The organism is Sediminicola sp. 1XM1-17 (assembly GCF_037203765.1).
Lineage (GTDB): Bacteria > Bacteroidota > Bacteroidia > Flavobacteriales > Flavobacteriaceae > Sediminicola.
Genome location: NZ_JBBCAS010000004.1, coordinates 26604 through 41823, shown reverse-complemented (window position 1 = coordinate 41823; position 15220 = coordinate 26604). Strand labels below are relative to the sequence as shown.

General features: G+C 41.7%; 14 protein-coding genes. 13 read left to right on the top strand and 1 reads right to left on the bottom strand.

The features are described from left to right. Nucleotides 1–15: 15 nt before the first annotated feature. From WAA86_RS07385 to WAA86_RS07370, 4 genes are read left to right on the top strand one after another with little or no spacing between them, the layout of a single operon-like run. Entirely contained in the window at nucleotides 16–846 is an 831-nt protein-coding gene (locus WAA86_RS07385) for a prephenate dehydratase (protein ID WP_337300359.1), read from the top strand. Further along, on the top strand, nucleotides 843–1988 hold the full coding sequence (locus WAA86_RS07380) for a pyridoxal phosphate-dependent aminotransferase (RefSeq protein ID WP_337300358.1): 1146 nt from the start codon (nucleotides 843–845) through the stop codon (nucleotides 1986–1988). Before WAA86_RS07385 ends, WAA86_RS07380 begins: the two co-directional genes overlap by 4 nt. 4 nt (nucleotides 1989–1992) lie before the next feature. Beyond that, on the top strand, nucleotides 1993–2853 hold the full coding sequence (locus WAA86_RS07375) for a prephenate dehydrogenase (RefSeq protein ID WP_337300357.1): 861 nt from the start codon (nucleotides 1993–1995) through the stop codon (nucleotides 2851–2853). Between the two features lie 11 nt (nucleotides 2854–2864). Then, nucleotides 2865–3947, top strand: a complete 1083-nt coding sequence (locus WAA86_RS07370; protein WP_337300356.1) for a bifunctional 3-deoxy-7-phosphoheptulonate synthase/chorismate mutase type II — start codon at nucleotides 2865–2867, stop codon at nucleotides 3945–3947. Between the two features lie 60 nt (nucleotides 3948–4007). On the opposite strand, the gene WAA86_RS07365 is transcribed toward WAA86_RS07370, so the two are convergent. After that, entirely contained in the window at nucleotides 4008–4451 is a 444-nt protein-coding gene (locus WAA86_RS07365; RefSeq protein WP_337300355.1) for a hypothetical protein, read from the bottom strand. Between the two features lie 104 nt (nucleotides 4452–4555). Between WAA86_RS07365 and rsgA the strand changes: the two genes are divergently transcribed. From rsgA to WAA86_RS07320, 9 genes are all read left to right on the top strand, one after another. After that, nucleotides 4556–5506: a ribosome small subunit-dependent GTPase A gene (rsgA, locus tag WAA86_RS07360; protein WP_337300354.1), complete on the top strand. Its 951-nt coding sequence runs from the start codon at nucleotides 4556–4558 to the stop codon at nucleotides 5504–5506. Further along, nucleotides 5507–5959, top strand: a complete 453-nt coding sequence (dtd, locus tag WAA86_RS07355; RefSeq protein ID WP_337300353.1) for a D-aminoacyl-tRNA deacylase — start codon at nucleotides 5507–5509, stop codon at nucleotides 5957–5959. It begins immediately after the preceding gene. 79 nt (nucleotides 5960–6038) lie between these two features. Further along, nucleotides 6039–7946, top strand: a complete 1908-nt coding sequence (locus WAA86_RS07350) for a DUF3857 domain-containing protein (protein ID WP_337300352.1) — start codon at nucleotides 6039–6041, stop codon at nucleotides 7944–7946. 23 nt (nucleotides 7947–7969) lie between these two features. Continuing rightward, complete coding sequence (locus tag WAA86_RS07345; protein WP_337300351.1) at nucleotides 7970–9982, top strand: transglutaminase domain-containing protein; 2013 nt, start codon at nucleotides 7970–7972, stop codon at nucleotides 9980–9982. A gap of 4 nt (nucleotides 9983–9986) precedes the next feature. Beyond that, nucleotides 9987–10313 (top strand): nucleotide pyrophosphohydrolase, encoded by a 327-nt coding sequence (locus WAA86_RS07340; protein ID WP_337300350.1) that lies wholly within the window; start codon nucleotides 9987–9989, stop codon nucleotides 10311–10313. A gap of 100 nt (nucleotides 10314–10413) precedes the next feature. Next, a complete protein-coding gene (locus WAA86_RS07335) occupies nucleotides 10414–11646 on the top strand; it encodes a 3-phosphoshikimate 1-carboxyvinyltransferase (protein WP_337300349.1) in 1233 nt (410 codons plus the stop codon). Between the two features lie 87 nt (nucleotides 11647–11733). Then, complete coding sequence (gene queA / locus WAA86_RS07330) at nucleotides 11734–12783, top strand: tRNA preQ1(34) S-adenosylmethionine ribosyltransferase-isomerase QueA (RefSeq protein ID WP_337300348.1); 1050 nt, start codon at nucleotides 11734–11736, stop codon at nucleotides 12781–12783. 89 nt (nucleotides 12784–12872) lie between these two features. Next, on the top strand, nucleotides 12873–13916 hold the full coding sequence (rlmN, locus tag WAA86_RS07325; protein WP_337300347.1) for a 23S rRNA (adenine(2503)-C(2))-methyltransferase RlmN: 1044 nt from the start codon (nucleotides 12873–12875) through the stop codon (nucleotides 13914–13916). 182 nt (nucleotides 13917–14098) lie between these two features. Continuing rightward, the gene (locus tag WAA86_RS07320) at nucleotides 14099–15076 is read left to right on the top strand and encodes a polyprenyl synthetase family protein (RefSeq protein ID WP_337300346.1); all 978 of its coding nucleotides are present in this window, start codon (nucleotides 14099–14101) and stop codon (nucleotides 15074–15076) included. The last annotated feature ends 144 nt before the right edge of the window (nucleotides 15077–15220 follow it).

The window sequence follows — 15220 nt, the reverse complement described above, 5'->3', positions numbered from 1 at the left end:
GGGTTGATAAGAAAAATGGCATTAAAAATAGCAATACAGGGTATAAAAGGATCCAACCACCATCAAGTGGCCAAAGACTTCTTTGGTGAAGGGATAGACCTGGTGGAGTGTATGTCTTTTGATGCACTTGTAGATCAGTTGCTCACCAAAAAGGCAGACAAAGGCGTGATGGCCATTGAAAACTCAATTGCTGGATCCATCATTCCCAATTACGCTTTGGTGTACAAGAACGAACTACATATTATTGGGGAGCATTATTTAAATATACATCATCATTTAATGGTACTCCAAGGTCAGGAGATGGCAGATATCAAAGAGGTGCATTCACATCCCATGGCCTTATTGCAGTGCAAGGAATATTTTAAGGATTATCCAAATATCAAATTGGTAGAGGACGTGGATACGGCGGAAACCGCCAAGAGAATTCAGGATGGACAGTTGAAGCATATTGCGGCCATAGCACCAAAGGTGGCGGCCGAGTTGTATGATCTGGAAATCATAGCATCGGAAATCCAGACCATTAAAAACAATTCCACAAGGTTTATCATCGTGAAGACGCAGAATAAAGTGCTTCCCGAGGAGGAGATTAACAAAGCGTCCCTCAGATTTTTAACGGATCACAAAAGGGGGAGTCTCGCTGCGGTATTGAACGTGATGAGCGATTGTAACCTGAACCTGACAAAAATCCAATCCTTACCGGTTATTGAGCGCCCATGGAAATATTCATTTTTCGTGGATGTCACTTTTGAGACGTACGCACATTACGCCAAAGCAAAATCACTTTTAGAGATCATGTCCGAAGAATTTCGGGTATTGGGTGAATATAAAAATGGAAGAAACTTATGATTGCCGCAGATAGATTAAAAACGGTTGAAGAGTACTACTTCTCCAAAAAATTGAGGGAAGTTAGGGGGTTGATGGCCGAAGGTAGGCCCATTATCAATATGGGTATTGGTAGCCCGGATCTGGCCCCCTCCAAAGAGGTGATTGAGGCTTTACAGGAATCCGTAAATGGTGCGAGTGCGCATCAGTACCAGAGTTATCAGGGCCTACCCGAATTACGGGAGGCATTTGCTGATTTCTACAATGCCAAATTTGGGGTTTCTGTGAATCCTGCTAGCGAGGTGTTGCCTTTGATGGGATCCAAGGAAGGGATCATGCACATCAGTATGGCCTTCTTAAATCCTGGGGATGAGGTATTGATTCCCAATCCTGGATATCCTACCTATTCCTCCGTAACCAATCTGGTTGGAGCAGTTCCCAAATATTATGATCTGGTGGCCAAGAACGGATGGTTTCCCGACTTGGAGGCCATGGAAAGAGAAGATCTATCCAAGGTGAAAATTATGTGGACCAGTTACCCACATATGCCTACAGGGGCAACGGCTTCGGAAGAACAGTTAAAGAACTTGGTGGCCTTTGCCAAACGCAACAACATACTTTTGGTCAATGATAACCCCTACAGTTTTGTCCTCAACCAGAAGCCTATCAGTATTTTGGGGGTGGAGGGCGCCATGGAGGTGGCCCTGGAACTCAATTCCCTCAGTAAGACCTTCAACATGGCCGGTTGGCGCGTTGGTATGGTGTTGGGGAGCAAATCCCACATCGATGATATTTTAAAGGTAAAGAGCAATATGGATTCAGGGATGTTCTACGGCATTCAAAAAGGGGCCATCGCAGCCCTTCAAAGTAGTGATGTCTGGTTTGATAAACTGACCCAGATATATACTTCCAGGCGGAATTTGGTGTTTCAATTGGCCGATAAGTTGAACTGCGTCTATGATGAACAAAATGCGGTGGGGATGTTTGTCTGGGCAAAATTGCCCGCCGGTATTAGTTCGGCGGAAGCATTTATTGATGAGGTGCTCTATGACAAGAATATATTTATCACTCCGGGAACCATTTTCGGGAGCAATGGGGAGGGGTATATTCGGTTTTCACTCTGCGTAACAGAAGACAAGATAAAGGAAGCAATAAGTAGATTTTAAAGAGATGAACGTATTTATAATAGGTGTTGGATTAATTGGGGGCTCCATGGCCAAGGATATCAAAAATTTTGATCCAGGGGCCAAAATTTATGGAATTGACACCAATGAAAAGCACTTGGAAGAGGCATTGTCACTGGGCTTGATTGATGACGGTGCTACTTATGAAGATTTGTCGATAGCGGATGTGGTCATTGTTTCCATCCCTGTAGATGTAATGGTTTCGGAGCTTCCCAAAGTTTTGGATGTCGTAAATGACAACGCAGTGGTGTTGGACGCAGGGTCCACAAAAGCGTTAATTTGTAGTACGTTGGAGCAACATCCCAAAAGAAGGAATTTCCTGGCATGCCATCCAATTGCTGGAACCGAATTTTCGGGACCGTCGGCAGCCATCAATGGCTTGTACAAAGGGAAGACCAATATTATTTGTGAGGTAGAAAAAACCGCTTTTAAATTACAGGAAAGAGCGTTGGAATTGTTTCACAAACTGGGGATGCGCATCCGGTATATGAATCCTGAGGCGCACGACAAGCATATTGCCTATGTATCCCACCTCTCCCATATAAGCTCTTTTATGTTGGGCAAGACGGTGATTGAAAAGGAAAAAAACGAACGCGATATTTTTGATATGGCTGGGAGTGGATTTGAAAGTACCGTTCGTTTGGCAAAAAGTTCTCCAGCAATGTGGACGCCTATTTTCAAACAGAACAGGGAAAATGTAATAGAGACCTTGGAAGAATACATCCAAAATTTGGAGGCATTCAAAAAGATGATCATAGAAGGGGATTATGAAGGGATTTACAACGAAATGAGCAGTACCAATAGAATAAAAGAAATATTGAACGGAATACCACTTAATAAAAATTAGAATACGATAAAATGGAAAATTCAAAACAAATGAGAACATGGTTGGACGATATGCAATTGGACCATCCATTGGTAATCGCAGGACCTTGCAGTGCGGAGACAGAGGAACAAGTATTAAAAATTGCACATGAGTTAAAGGATAGCGATGTAAACTACTACCGCGCAGGGATATGGAAGCCAAGGACCCGTCCCGGTATGTTCGAAGGTGTTGGGGCCATTGGATTAAAGTGGTTGCAAAAAGTAAAAGCGGAGACAGGTATGAAAACGGCGACGGAAGTGGCCAACAAGGCCCATGTGGATCTGGCGTTGGAACACGATGTGGACCTACTTTGGATCGGGGCACGCTCAACGGTGAGTCCATTTATCATGCAGGAAATAGCGGATGCCCTGGAAGGTACGGATAAGATCGTATTGGTGAAAAATCCCATCAATCCGGATCTGTCACTTTGGTTGGGTGGCATTGAAAGGTTGTACACCGCCAACATTAAAAACTTGGGGGCAATCCATAGAGGTTTTTCAACCTATGAAAAGACCAAATATAGAAATATTCCCGAGTGGCAGCTGGCCATTGAATTTCAGAACAGGTTCCCGGACCTGCCATTGATCAACGATCCTTCGCATATTACAGGAAAAAGGGATATGATTTTTGATGTATCACAAACAGCATTGGATCTAAATTTTGACGGTTTGATGATAGAAACACATTTTGATCCTGAAAATGCATGGAGTGATGCCGCACAACAAGTAACACCAACAGTTTTGAAGCAAATCATGAGGGATCTAAAAATTAGAAAGGAAACAGATTCCGAAGAGGATTACACCAAGGATTTAAGTAACCTAAGGGCCCAAATAGATGTTATTGACAACCAGTTGTTGGATATTCTGGGCAAAAGGATGAAAACTTCGGATAGTATAGGTGCCCTGAAAAAGAAAAGAAACGTTGCCGTACTTCAATCCACCAGATGGAACGAAATATTGGGCAAAATGATTTTGGAAGGGGAAACCAGGGGCTTGAGCGAGGAATTTATCCTTAAAATGTTCAAGGCCATCCACCAGGAATCGATCAACCATCAGGAAAAGATTATCAACGGATAGTTCTGGATGTTATAAAACAAAAAGCCCCTCAGCAGATGAGGGGCTTTTTTTGTTAAAGGATTATTGTTTTTTGAAGATGTAGCGGGTAATAAAAATACCCTGTCCGTCATCTTTGCCACTTTCACTTTCTACGGCACTGGTAACAAAAGCAAGGTCCCAGCCCTCGGCGACCATGGCATTTATTTTTGAAGTGATCACGGCGTCATTGGCAGCAATATTTTGGAAGCGGATGCCACCAATATTGTAGAAGTTCAACAACTTTGTTTCCTCAAAATTCTTAACGCGAATTTCGCTACGGTCCGACTTGTTCCTGGTATTGTCGTCTTCCGTTTGTACACTGGTGAATTCTTTGTAGTCCTTATCTTCCGTGGCATTGATGAGGCGGGATCTGCCCAGGCCGTTCGGAACAATAGATTCCACACTGGTAATAACTTTGTACTGTTGTGCGCTTGCTTCCATGTTCGCCAATAGGACCAAACATGAGACTAAAAAAAGTTTCTTCATTGGATAATGGGTTAGAGGTTAATTATAGGCTATGAAACGCTTCTATATCAAAGGTATTAAAAAGGAATGTTGTTTCTTTGTAAAAAATAAAACCGTCATAATTAATGTTAGGAGTCGTTTATAAATCTACAGGAAGTTGGTACACAGTAAAGGCCACTGATGGGAAGTTTTATGAATGTAAGATAAAAGGAAAATTCAGGATACAGGGGATTAAAAGCACCAATCCCATTGCGGTTGGGGACAATGTAGTGTTTGAGGTGGAGCATATTGGTGATGAGACCGTAGGTATTATCTCGGAAATAGCGGATAGGAAGAATTATATCGTCCGTAAATCGGTCAACCTGTCCAAACAGACCCATATCATTGCGGCTAATTTGGATCAGGTTTTTCTTATGGTAACCTTGAACAACCCACCTACTTCAACGAGTTTTATAGACCGCTTTTTGGTCACTTCAGAGGCGTACCACATTCCGGCTATTTTACTGTTCAATAAAATTGATACGTATACCGAGGACGAGCTGGTAGAGGTAAAATATATGGCAGCCCTTTACCGTGAAATAGGATATACCTGTTTGGGAATTTCCGCAATCACAGGAAAAAATGTGGAAGAGGTCAAAGAGATGATGAAGGGAAAAACCAGTATGTTTTCTGGTCATTCCGGAGTTGGAAAGTCAACCTTGATCAATGCCATAGACCAGAATTTGGATCTTAAAACTGCAGAAATCTCCCAGCAACACCTCCAGGGGCAGCATACCACAACCTTTGCCGAAATGTTCGATATGGATTTTGGGGCTAGGATCATTGATACCCCCGGAATAAAAGGTTTTGGTATCGTGGATATGGAAAAAAATGAAATAGGGGACTATTTTCCGGAATTCTTCAAATTAAAACGCGACTGTAAATTCAATAATTGCCTGCATTTGGATGAGCCCCAATGCGCTGTAAAAGAGGCCTTGGAAAAAGATGAGGTTTCATGGAGCAGGTACAGGAGTTATGTGCAGATGGTAACCGGGGAAGAGGAGAACTATAGGATTGACATTCACCACAAGAAATAGATGAGGGCAATAATACAAAGGGTTTCTAAGGCAAGTGTTGCCGTGGAGGAGAAAATTACTTCTAAAATAGATAATGGCCTGCTCGTTTTATTGGGCATTGAGGATGCGGATACACAAGAAGATCTGGAATGGCTGTCCAAAAAAATTGTCAACCTGAGGATTTTTAATGATTCGGAAGGGGTCATGAACCAATCCCTACTTGACATTGGTGGCAACGCCATTGTGGTGAGTCAGTTTACCTTACACGCCTCTACCAAAAAAGGGAATAGACCTTCATATATAAAGGCAGCAAAGCCGCCTGTGGCTGTGCCCTTGTATGAAAAATTTGTCACCCAAATGGAGCAGGATTTGGGGAAGGAAGTAGGTACGGGAATTTTCGGCGCCGATATGCAGGTGGAACTCATCAATGATGGTCCTGTGACCATTGCCATCGACACAAAAAATAGAGAATAAACAATATTTCATCGATTATATTCGTTAATTGAGTAAAAAATTACGATTTTAGAATCTGAATTTTTACTCAACCTACTAAATGCGACCTATACTTTTCTGTTTTTTGCTTACGGCCACCAACTTTTTGACCGCACAACTAGACCACCAATCCCTTTTACTAAAAGAAGATTTAACAGCCAATGCCAATGCCATTGTCCGTTTGGACGAGATGGACGTGACATTGGCCTCCAAAAAAGAAATGAACGTTTCTTTAAGGAGAAGGGTAACCGTGCTCAATAAATTGGGAAATAGCCATGTTGGTGCCTCTGTAGGATATAACAACCACAGTAAAATAAAAAACATTCAGGCTGTTATCTATAATCCTTTGGGCAAAGAAGTGGATAAAATAAAACAAAAGGATTTTAAAGATGTTAGTGCCGTAGATGGGGGAACACTTTACTCGGATTCCAGGGTCCTTTATTTGGATTATACCCCTGTTCAATACCCATATACCATAGAGTTCAGTTATGAGCTTACCACGGAAGATACGGGAGGAATTCCATCTTGGTATTTTTTAAATGGATACAATGTAAGTACCGAAAAAAGCAGGTATCGGCTTGCCTATGCCTCCCCTGAACTGAAACCAGAAATTAAGGGATGCAATCTAGAGGGGGTTACTGTGGTCCTGACAGAAAATCCAGGTAGCATAGTTTATGAGGCTTCGGACATTAAAGCGATCAAGGAAGAGGAAATGAGCCCTTCTTTTGATAAAATTACCCCAAAATTAATGACCAGATCGGTTAACTTTTCCTATGGCGGTTATGAGGGTACTTTTAATAACTGGAACGATGTGGGACTTTGGATGTACAACAATCTTTTAACCGGCCAAGATGCGTTGACCGAAATGGCCAAGGAGAAAATACGGAAGGTTGTATCAGGTGTGGAGGATGATCTTGAAAAAGCGAGATTGGTCTATGATTATGTGCAGAAGAATACCAGATATATAAGTGTCCAAGTTGGCATCGGAGGTTTACAGCCTATTAGTGCCATTGAAGTAGACAAGGTGAAATATGGGGATTGCAAGGGCCTTTCCAACTATACCATGGCGCTATTGGAGGCGGTTGGCGTCAAAGCTTATTACACCCACGTGGAAGCCGGTACCTATAAGGTAGATTTTGAAGAAGACTTTTCTGATCTAGGACAGGGGAACCATGTGATATTGGCTATTCCCTATAAGGGCGAGTATTATTGGATTGATTGTACCTCCCAAGTGCATCCCTTTGGATTTATCGGAGACTTTACGGATGACAGACGGGTATTGATCATTAAGCCCGAAGGCGGGGAGTTGGCCACTACAACCAAGTATGCCGATGAGGATAACTTACAAAAAACCAACGCAAAATATAGTTTGTATGGAGACGGGAGTATTGATGGCAATATTAATATAGAAACCTATGGGATACAGTACGATCAACGTTTTTACCTAGAAAATAGGCCCAAAGAAGATATTGAGAAACACTATAAAAAGTATTGGAGCAATATCAATAATTTGATGATAGAAAGTTATCAGTTCCAGAACAATAGAAAGGACATTGTCTTTTCTGAAAATGTGGTAGTGGCGGCCTCAAATTATGCTTCCAAAAGTGGGGACAGGATATTTTTTAGGGCCAATGCTTTTAATAAAAATGGATTTGTTCCTGTTAGGTATAGAGATCGAAAGTTTCCGTTGGAGATTCAGAGAGGATTCTATGATATAGATGAATTTACCATTGCATTACCAGAAGGTTATGCGGTGGAAGCAATGCCTGATGGAAAGAATATAGAGAATGAATTTGGCTCTTACAAGGTAGTTTTTGAGCTTGATAAAGAAAAAAGGCAGCTGGTATACAAAAGAAGCTTATTGATAAAAGAAGGACTTTTTCCAAAAGAGAAATATAATGCATACAGGGATTTTAGGAAAGAAACCGCGAGTTATGACAATGCCCAGATAGTTTTAATTAAAATATAGATACGACCATAAACCAACCAACCATGATGTACAGACAAACAAAATTACTGGTAATACTTTTTTTATTGGTATTCACCGTACAAAGCCAAGATTTTAAGTTTGGTAAAGTTTCCGAGGAGGAACTTAAGGAGCAATTTAATCCAGCAGACTCAGCTGCGGTAGCTTCGTACTTGTACAAATACAGAATAACCTACTTCAATTATAATCAAAATACAGGTTTTGAGATGATTACAGATGTGCATGAAAGAATCAAGATCTATACCAAGGAGGGATTCGATTATGCAACAAAAAAAATAAACCTTTATAAGGATGGCAATTCAAAGGAACAGGTATCCAATCTGAAAGCCTACACGTTTAATCTAACTGGAAATAGTATTGAAGAGGACAAACTTAGAAATGACGGTATTTTCGATGTGGAGATGTCCAGCTATTTTGATCAGACCAGTTTTACCATGCCAAATATTAAGGAAGGTTCCGTCATTGAATACAAGTACACGGTAGTTTCCCCATTTATATCCAATGTGGAAGATTTTAAATTACAGCACGATATACCGATCAAACAGTTGTTGGGGGTTTTTGAGGCTCCAGAATATTTTAATTTTAGGGTAAACACCAAAGGTTATTTAATGGTGGCTCCCAAAGTGGAATCGCAACCGGATAGGATTATTTTTAATTCGAAATCCAGGACAGGATACACAAATACCACAACATCCTATAATTCATCGACTATTGAATATACCAAAAATATTTCAACCTATGAAATGGCCAATATTCCTGCTTTAAAGGAAGAGCCCCATGTAAATAATATCAACAATTACAGGGCCGCCGTTAGCTATGAACTGGCATTTACAAAATTTCCAAATAGTCCACTTGAACATTATTCCACCACTTGGGAAGATGTGGTGAAGACCATTTATAAGAGCTCTAGTTTTGGATCGGAACTGAATAGAACGGGTTATTATGATAAGGATTTGGATGAACTGTTAGAGTCGATCTCAGATCCCATGGAGAAGGCGATGGCCATTTTTGACTTTGTGAAATCTACTGTAACCTGGAACGGTAATTATGGAAAATATACCAATGATGGCGTCAAAAAGGCCTACAATGAGAACGTGGGTAACGTAGCAGAAATAAATTTAATGCTAACCTCCATGTTGCGATATGCGGGGCTCGAGGCAAATCCCGTTTTGGTAAGTACTAGGGACAACGGTATTCCCTTATTTCCAACCAGGGAGGGTTATGATTATGTGATCTGTGGCTTGGTTTTTCAAGGAAATACGCTCTTGCTGGATGCTACTGCAAAAAACAGTGTCCCCAATGTATTGCCTTTTAGGGTGTTGAATTGGAATGGAAGAATGATTGAGAAGGATGGCAATTCTACTTTGGTGGATCTTCTGCCCAATGATGCGGCCCTTAAAGCGATCTCCTTGAATGTCAATATTGCGGAAGATGGCGGGATCCAAGGAAAAATGAGGAGTACCAACAAAGGTCACACGGCCATGTTTTACAGGGATGGATATATGGCCAACAAAAAAGAGGAATATATCGAGGAACTTGAGAACAAGTATGGAGGAATGGAAATTAGCGAGTTCGAGGTAGTGAACGCCTCAGATCTTATGGCCCCTATTTCAGAAACCTACAGTTTTATAAAGGATAAACAGGTGGAGGTCATTGGAGATCGACTTTATTTTTCTCCTTTGTTCTTTTTGAAGACTACCGAAAATCCCTTTAAATTGGAAAAGCGTGAATTCCCGATTGACTTTGGATTTGCCTCTACCACCAAATTTATCGTCAATGTCAACCTCCCGGAGGGATATAAGATAGAAACCGCTCCAGAACCAATTTCGGTCATGTTACCGGAGGGATTGGGTGCATTCAGGTATAACGTATCCGTGAATGCAAATGGCCTTCAGTTACTGGTGAGTACGGACATTAATAAATCCATTATTTCTGCGGCCAATTACGATTTTTTAAAAAATTATTACAAACAAATGATAGAAAAAATGAATGAAAGGGTAGTTTTGTCCAAAATATAATACCATGGACATACAAAATGCCCAAAAAGCGGTAGATGATTGGATCAAGGCTCATGGGGTGCGTTATTTTAATGAACTGACCAATATGGCCCAACTGACAGAAGAGGTTGGGGAGGTGGCCCGTATCATTGCCCGGCGTTATGGGGAGCAGAGCGAAAAGGAATCAGACAAGAACAAAGACCTCGGGGAGGAATTGGCCGATGTTCTCTTCGTGGTCCTTTGCCTGGCCAACCAAACCGGGATAGATTTACAACAATCTTTTGATAAAAAGTTAGATCTCAAAACCAAGCGGGATCATGACCGACATCATGGCAATGAAAAGCTGAAATAGTCCTATATTTACGTTTCACTTTTTCGGAAAAATAGAAGATCGCTGGTAAGAAATTGGCCATCGGGCTTAGTTTATTCGATATTCTAAAATTTTAGGACCCTTGAGGATACATCTTTCAACACCTGCATCGAAGAGCATAAAGGCAGACATCAAAATAACAGGCTCCAAAAGTGAGTCGAATCGCTTGTTGTTGTTACAGGCACTGTTCCCGAACATAGATATTGCCAACATCTCCAATTCGGACGATGCACAGGTCATGCAAAAAGGCCTGAAAATCTCTGAAGGTGAGGTAGATATTCACCATGCCGGTACGGCAATGCGTTTTTTGACCGCCTATTTTGCAACCCAAGCGGGCAAGGAGGTGGTGCTCACCGGATCACAACGCATGACAGAAAGGCCCATAAAGGTCTTGGTAGAGGCACTACAGCATTTGGGTGCCGATATCTCCTATGTTGACAACGAAGGATACCCACCCATAAGGATCAAGGGTAAAACCATTCAAAAATCCAACGTTAGCCTTCCGGCAGATATCAGTAGCCAATATATTTCTGCCCTTTTGCTGATTGCACCAAGTCTGGAAAATGGTTTGGAGTTGGAATTAATAGGGAAAATAACTTCTGTCCCTTATATAAAAATGACCTTGTCCCTGTTGACCCAAGCCGGGATAGCGAATTCTTTTGAGGGGAATACCATCAGGGTTCAAGCAAAAAAGGAAGTGCCTGCTATGAAAATGGTAGTGGAGTCTGACTGGAGTTCCGCCTCTTATTTTTACAGCATAGTAGCCCTTTGTGACCTGGGCACGGAGATAACCTTGTCTTCCTATAAGAAGAACAGCCTGCAGGGAGACAGCGTCTTGGCCGAAATCTATACCCAATTTGGTGTAGAAACTACTTTTGAGGGCCATTCGGTTTGTCTCAAAAAAAATAGGGAAATACCCTCGGGATCATCCATATCCCTGGATTTGGCCAACGCACCTGATATCGCCCAAACCATAGCTGTAACCTGTTTTGGACTGGGGATGGCATGTCACTTGGAAGGGCTGCATACCCTAAAAATAAAGGAAACGGACAGGTTGGAAGCCTTAAAGGCTGAACTGACCAAGCTGGGTGCCTCTATTGGTGTCACCGATAAATCCCTCACCTTGGAGTCGTCCAAGGACATCAAGAAGGATGTGGCCATAGATACCTATAACGATCATAGAATGGCTATGGCTTTTGCACCTTTGGCCCTAAAACAAAGTTTATGGGTCAACGATGCAGGAGTAGTTTCAAAGTCGTATCCAGACTTTTGGAACGATCTAAAAAAGCTCGGGTTCTACATCAAAGAATCTTAATTTGCATTTAAAGAGGTATTTACTTGACAACCCCCCTTCTAGGGTTGTATATTTGCAGCCGCTAAAAGCTTCACTAAAAAAATATCAATGAAATTATCACATTTTAATTTTGAGCTTCCAAATGAATTATTGGCTGAATATCCTTCGGAAAATAGGGATGAGTCCAAGTTAATGGTAGTTCATAGGGAGACTGGAAAAATAGAGCACAAAATGTTCAAGGACCTGATCAATTATTTTGATGAGGGGGATGTCATGGTGCTTAACAATACCAAAGTTTTTCCGGCCCGTTTATATGGTAACAAAGAAAAGACCGGTGCTAGGATTGAAGTATTTCTACTTCGTGAATTGAACGAAGAGCAACGTCTTTGGGATGTTTTGGTTGATCCTGCCCGTAAAATAAGAATTGGAAACAAACTTTATTTTGGGGATGATGAGAGTTTAGTGGCTGAGGTTATTGACAATACCACCTCAAGGGGTAGAACCTTGCGTTTCCTTTACGACGGTTCCTATACCGATTTTAGAAGGAAATTGAGGGAATTGGGAGAGACTCCACTTCCAAAATACATAAAAAGGGATGTTGAACCGGAAGATGAGCAACGATACCAGACCATTTATGCAAAGCATGAAGGAGCGGTTGCCGCGCCAACGGCCGGACTTCATTTCTCCAAGCACTTGTTGAAGCGTTTGGAAATAAAGGGAGTAGATTTTGCCGAGATAACCTTGCACGTTGGATTGGGAACCTTCAATCCTGTTGAGGTTGAAGATCTGTCCAAACACAAGATGGATAGCGAAGAGCTCATCATAGATGAGAAGTGCACGGAAGTGGTAAACAGCGCCAAGAAAAATAAACGTAGGGTATGTGCTATCGGGACTACTGCCATGCGTGGATTGGAAAGTGCAGTGTCCTCCAACCAGACATTGAATACGTTTGACGGGTGGACCAATAAATTTATATTTCCCCCTTATGAATTCAGTATTGCCACAGCCATGGTAACCAACTTTCACTTGCCAAAGTCGACCTTGTTGATGATGGTATCGGCTTTTATGGGCCATGACCTGATGAAAAAGGCTTATAAAGAAGCCATATTGGAGGGTTATAAGTTCTATTCCTACGGGGATGCCATGTTGATCATATAATTAATTCAATACTCATAAAGTCCCGTCTTTATCCTTGCATTATGGAAGGATAGGCGGGATTTTTTATAAGATAATATTGCTGCATACAAATGGAAACGGTAAAAAAGAAAGACATACGGGCACTTACCAAGGAACAGCTAAGGGACTTTTTCGTTAGTGAAGGGGACAAAGCGTTCAGGGGGAACCAGGTATATGAATGGTTGTGGCAAAAGTCTGCCCATTCCTTTGAGGCGATGACCAATATTTCCAAGGAGACCCGACAAATGATGGAAGCCAATTTTGTGATCAATCATATCAAGGTAGACCAAATGCAGCGCAGTAGTGATGGGACCATTAAAAACGCCGTACGCCTCCATGATGATTTGGTGGTAGAATCGGTGCTGATTCCAACCAAAACTAGGACCACAGCCTGTGTATCCAGTCAGGTGGGTTGTAGCTTGGATTGTAAATTCTGCGCAACGGCCCGTTTAAAACGGATGCGCAATCTGAACCCCGACGAGATTTATGATCAAGTTGTGGTGATCGACAATGAGAGTAGATTGTATTTTGATAGGCCCTTGAGCAATATTGTCTTTATGGGTATGGGAGAGCCATTGATGAACTATAACAATGTACTAAAGGCCATAGAAAAAATTACCTCTCCAGAAGGATTGGGGATGTCTCCCAAGCGAATCACTGTATCCACCTCCGGGGTTCCCAAGATGATACGGAAAATGGCTGATGAGGAAGTGAAATTTAAACTGGCTGTTTCCCTGCATTCGGCCATAGATGATATTAGAACGTCCATTATGCCCTTTAATGCCACTTTTACCCTAGCCGATCTTAGAGAGTCCCTACAATACTGGTACAACAAGACCAAAAGCAGGATTACCTATGAATACGTGGTTTGGGAAGGGATCAATGATCAACAGAAAGATGTGGATGCCCTAGTGGATTTCTGCAAATTTGCACCTTCCAAGGTGAATCTAATAGAGTACAATCCTATTGATGATGGAGAATTTAGACAAGCCTCCAACAGCGCTATAGACCGGTATGTGCATACCTTGGAGCGTAATGGCATTACGGTAACCGTACGAAGGTCTCGGGGGAAGGATATCGATGCCGCCTGTGGCCAACTCGCCAATAAGCAATAGATAGGATAACCAAGGTAGGTAACTCGACCTTCCAATCTGGTTTGTTTTTGAATTGATGGGCCATCATAACGGCAGGCTTCTATTTTTTCAAACCGATTGACCAAGTTGTGGTGTAAGCCTTTTATTTTTACTTAATTTTACAGAATCAAATCTATTCCAAACAAATTGGAAAAACATACTTTGTGAAAGTTGTAAATCAGATTAGAGAACCCATTAACCAGGAAATGGAACTTTTTGAAAAAAAGTTCTATGAATCCATGTCCTCCAAGGTAGCGCTGCTCAATAGGATCACCTATTACATAGTCAATAGGAAAGGAAAACAAATGCGACCGATGTTCGTTTTTCTGACCGCCAAAATGCTCTCCGAAGGGGAGATCAATGAACGGACCTATCGTGGAGCGTCTGTTATTGAACTGATACATACCGCCACCTTGGTTCATGACGATGTTGTTGATGACAGCAACAAACGCAGAGGGTTTTTCTCCATCAATGCCTTATGGAAGAATAAAATTGCCGTACTGGTAGGGGATTATCTCCTATCAAAGGGCCTTTTGCTATCTATAGATAATGGAGATTTCGACCTTCTTAAGATTATTTCCGTCGCCGTTCGTGAGATGAGCGAAGGAGAATTGCTACAGATAGAAAAAGCAAGGAGACTCGATATTACCGAAGAAGTGTATTATGAAATTATCCGTCAGAAAACGGCAACGCTGATTGCCGCTTGTTGCAGTCTGGGAGCCTGTTCTGTAAAACCGGATTCTGAAGAGGTAGAAACCTTTAGGAAATTTGGGGAATTGATAGGTATGGCCTTTCAGATCAAAGATGATCTCTTCGACTACGGCTCAGAGCAAATTGGAAAACCTACCGGAATTGATATCAAGGAACAAAAAATGACCCTGCCCTTGATCCATGTGCTCAATAAGGTAGGGGAAAGGGATAGAAAGTGGCTGATCAATTCCATTAAAAACCACAATAAGGATAAAAAACGGGTCAAGGAAGTCATCGGTTTTGTTAAGAGCCATGGTGGTTTGGATTATGCCGTAGATAAAATGCTGGCTTTTAAAACAGAGGCCCTAACACTCTTGGAATCCTATCCTGACTCCCCATACAAAAGTTCCCTGATTCTTATGGTGAACTACGTGGTGGAGCGTAAAAAATAAAATTCAAGCAATACTATTGTAGTATCGTGGCCAGCTATCATGCTAAATGCTGGTGTGCTAGCATTGGACCTATAACTAAAACAACTTTGATCTTCGCTAAGTTGTAAATAATAAGGGCTTTTGAAAATAATTGGACTTTTTTTA